A 2,773-nucleotide genomic window follows, 5' to 3' on the forward strand; every position below is an offset into this window, starting at 1 on the left:
ACAGTGACGTAAGCCTCCCAATAGTCGGTGTAGACCTTGGCACACTGGCGGTAGACCGCTGGGATGGACTGCCATAGGGCCATCGCGGATTCCCGAGAGCGGTCGCCAATATGACAGCCGATAATCTCTCGGGTATCCGCATCCATCGCCACCCAGACCCACGGCTTGTTGCCTTTGTGATCGACAAAGGCCCAGAGTTCATCCATCTGCACCTTCAGCTTGCCTTTAGCCTTGGGGACGACCTCTGCCGCTTTAGGCACCGCTTCGTAGCATGCGTTGACATAGGCCTGGAGCCAGCTTTCCGAGACATTGGCCGCCCTAGCCATACCGGCTAACGGAATTTTCTCTAACAGCAGGAGATCCACGAAAGCCCCAGTGTCCTTGGCTTTTGGCTTCCACTGGGAATCCTCAACGAACGGGCGGTTGCAGTCTCGGCACTTGTCGTTTTGCTTACCGCGCCGAGTGGTGCCGTTCTTGGAGATGTCATGAGACCCACAGGTTGGACAGGCCATCTCAATGGTCACCGATCCTACTCCCTCAAACGCTAGACATGCGACGGCGTTACCTGATTTCTCTCTATCCTTTACGTTAATCCACTACCCGCTGAAGTTCTCCGTTGTCTCGCTGGGGAGCAATGAAATAAGATGGTCGTCATTCATGGTGTCTTCCTGATCTGGTGGTTTACTTCATCCAGCAGGATACGCCCTTCCTTCTTTTCCCTCCATACACCAGAAATGAGCATAGCTCCTCCAGAGAAGACGCCCACTCGATTTAAGCCAAAGCCTCCATCAGCCAGCCCATGAGTGCCGTCTTTGCCTACTCCTGTCTTTGAATTTTTTGGGCGAATCTACATGAGGGGCTGGATAATGGAAGTGACAGGTGATGTGAGTTGATGCCGAAGAAAGTTCGTGAGCTGAAGAAGGCTCTGCTGAAGGCGGGCTTTACGTGGAGCCCTGGTAAGGGCAGCCACACCCGATGGCGGCATGAACTGCTGCCCGACCACCCGCTGACCATCTCAGGGAAGGACAGCGACGATGCCCGGCTTTACCTCGAAAAGGAAGTTGAGCTAAGACTTCGGCTGCTTAAGGAGAGAGAGTCATGACAACGCCGCAATACAGCATGGTGATCGTGTGGTCTCAGGAAGATGGGGCATACCTGGTGCATCTGCCTGAGTTCGATTTTCAGAAGTTCCACACCCACGGCGAGACCTATGGAGAGGCGGCTACAAAGGGCCAGGAGGTAATTGAGTCGCTGATTAGCTGGTATCAGGAGGAAGGCAAGCCCCTGCCAGAGATGAAGCCCTCGGTGTCGTTGGTGGTGGCGGCCTAGTTGACCTCTAGTGACAAACAACAAACAGCGATCATACTCTCAGAGATGAGCAGACGCCACGGAATGTAGGTCATAAAATAGGGTTGAGCGCCAATCCATCAGCACCCGATTTATCGCGAGTGCCCCTGCCCCCTGCCAGCCCCAACTGACCTACAGGACATCACACCCTACCGAGAACCGCTATAGAACCTGGATTTCCTTATAAATCCTCTGGAGTCAACCCAGTCTTTTTAGCAATCCGGGCAAGCATTTTTGCCTCAATTTCATCACTATCTCAAATCATTCATCACCCGTAAAGCCAGCGCCTGAACATAGGCAATCGCCTGTTGCTGAGTCTCGCCATAAACCAGATCCCCAGGGATTTCCAAAATCTCTGCAATCCAGCGCCCATCCTCCTCTTGCTCAGTTTCCACGGTAAATTGATTCGATAAGGGCATCTCCATGGGTTGACCTGGCACTGGTCATTTAAAGGATGACAGCTAGAATGTAGGAGTAGAGCGTCATTGGCCTATGCGTTGCCCTCACTGCCAGAGCGAAACCGTTGTCAAGAATGGGACCCGTCGTCTGCACGATAACCAGATCGTGCAGTACTACCGCTGCCGCCGTTGCGCTCACACCTTTAACGAACGCACCGGAACCCCCATGGCTCGCCTGAGGACGCCGTCTACAGTGGTTGAATACGCCCTCAATAGCCGTAGCGAAGGGATGGGGGTTCGGGCGACGGGGCGAGTGTACCACAAGTCCCATGCCACGATTCTGCGTTGGGAAGCGCGGTTAGCGCGTCAGGGTGAGGCGTGGTCACCCCCTGCGCCCGAGGGGAGTGAGGTGACGTTGGAAGGGGATGAGCTTTACCCTCGCGTCGGCGAGAACCTTCCCCCCCTCTGAGCGTTCGGGTTGGACGTTAACCTTTCTGGAGCGGGAGAGCCGTTACTGGGTGACGGCGCAGGCGGGGCGTAAAGATGAGACCCTGTTCACCCAGGGCACTCAGGACACCTGGGCCTGGGCGCAAGGGGCGAGTACCATCCGCTGGTTCACGGACGGAGAGCGACACTATGGGAAAGCCCTCTGGCCGTTGGCCAGTGAGCGGTTGTCAAACCAGGGTTTGGCGGCCACCTATCCCTTCCGCAAAGTCTGGCGCGAAGGCTTAGAAGTGGCCATCAAAATTAAGGGTTCTCAAGGGCAACGGCGAGTGGTTTGGCTCAAGGTGGATCATCCTTTCACCGCCCTGAGTCCGGCATCTGACGTTCACGCCAATCACAATGAGGCGAACAATGCGGCCCTTCGGCGACGGTGGAGCTATGCTCATTTCTGGTGTATGGAGGGAAAAGAAGGAAGGGCGTATCCTGCTGGATAAGGCAAAGCACCAGACAAGGAATACACCATGAATAGTGACAATCTTATTTCGTTACCCACGCCAGAGACAACGGAGAGCTTCAGCGACGCC

At 55.2% G+C, this 2,773-nt stretch carries 4 protein-coding genes and 1 pseudogene; 3 read left to right on the forward strand and 2 right to left on the reverse strand.

From position 1 onward, the window contains the following. Positions 1–512: IS1 family transposase (locus H6G62_RS26570; RefSeq protein WP_199325266.1), on the reverse strand; the 512-nt coding region annotated here is incomplete at its 3' end. Between the two features lie 380 nt (positions 513–892). Here H6G62_RS26570 and H6G62_RS26575 point away from each other — a divergent pair. Further along, positions 893–1,102: a type II toxin-antitoxin system HicA family toxin gene (locus tag H6G62_RS26575; RefSeq protein ID WP_190500781.1), complete on the forward strand. Its 210-nt coding sequence runs from the start codon at positions 893–895 to the stop codon at positions 1,100–1,102. Beyond that, positions 1,099–1,329 (forward strand): type II toxin-antitoxin system HicB family antitoxin, encoded by a 231-nt coding sequence (locus H6G62_RS26580; RefSeq protein WP_190500783.1) that lies wholly within the window; start codon positions 1,099–1,101, stop codon positions 1,327–1,329. Before H6G62_RS26575 ends, H6G62_RS26580 begins: the two co-directional genes overlap by 4 nt. A 269-nt stretch (positions 1,330–1,598) precedes the next feature. Here the strand turns inward: H6G62_RS26580 and H6G62_RS26585 are convergent, their stop codons facing one another. Next, positions 1,599–1,766, reverse strand: coding sequence for a hypothetical protein (locus H6G62_RS26585; protein ID WP_242052289.1), 168 nt, complete (start codon positions 1,764–1,766; stop codon positions 1,599–1,601). Between the two features lie 73 nt (positions 1,767–1,839). Between H6G62_RS26585 and H6G62_RS28190 the strand changes: the two are divergent. Beyond that, a pseudogene (locus tag H6G62_RS28190) lies at positions 1,840–2,620 on the forward strand (IS1 family transposase); the annotation flags it as partial. Positions 2,621–2,773 lie beyond the last annotated feature (153 nt).

The sequence above is a fragment of the Phormidium sp. FACHB-1136 genome, assembly GCF_014697375.1.
Taxonomy (GTDB): Bacteria; Cyanobacteriota; Cyanobacteriia; order Phormidesmidales; family Phormidesmidaceae; genus Nodosilinea.

Excerpts from the sequence above, each read along its gene's own strand:
- H6G62_RS26575 (WP_190500781.1), top strand. The coding sequence starts at position 893 with ATGCCGAAGAAAGTTCGTGAGCTGAAGAAGGCTCTGCTGAAGGCGGGC.
- H6G62_RS26585 (WP_242052289.1), bottom strand. The coding sequence starts at position 1,766 with ATGCCCTTATCGAATCAATTTACCGTGGAAACTGAGCAAGAGGAGGAT.
- H6G62_RS26580 (WP_190500783.1), top strand. The coding sequence starts at position 1,099 with ATGACAACGCCGCAATACAGCATGGTGATCGTGTGGTCTCAGGAAGAT.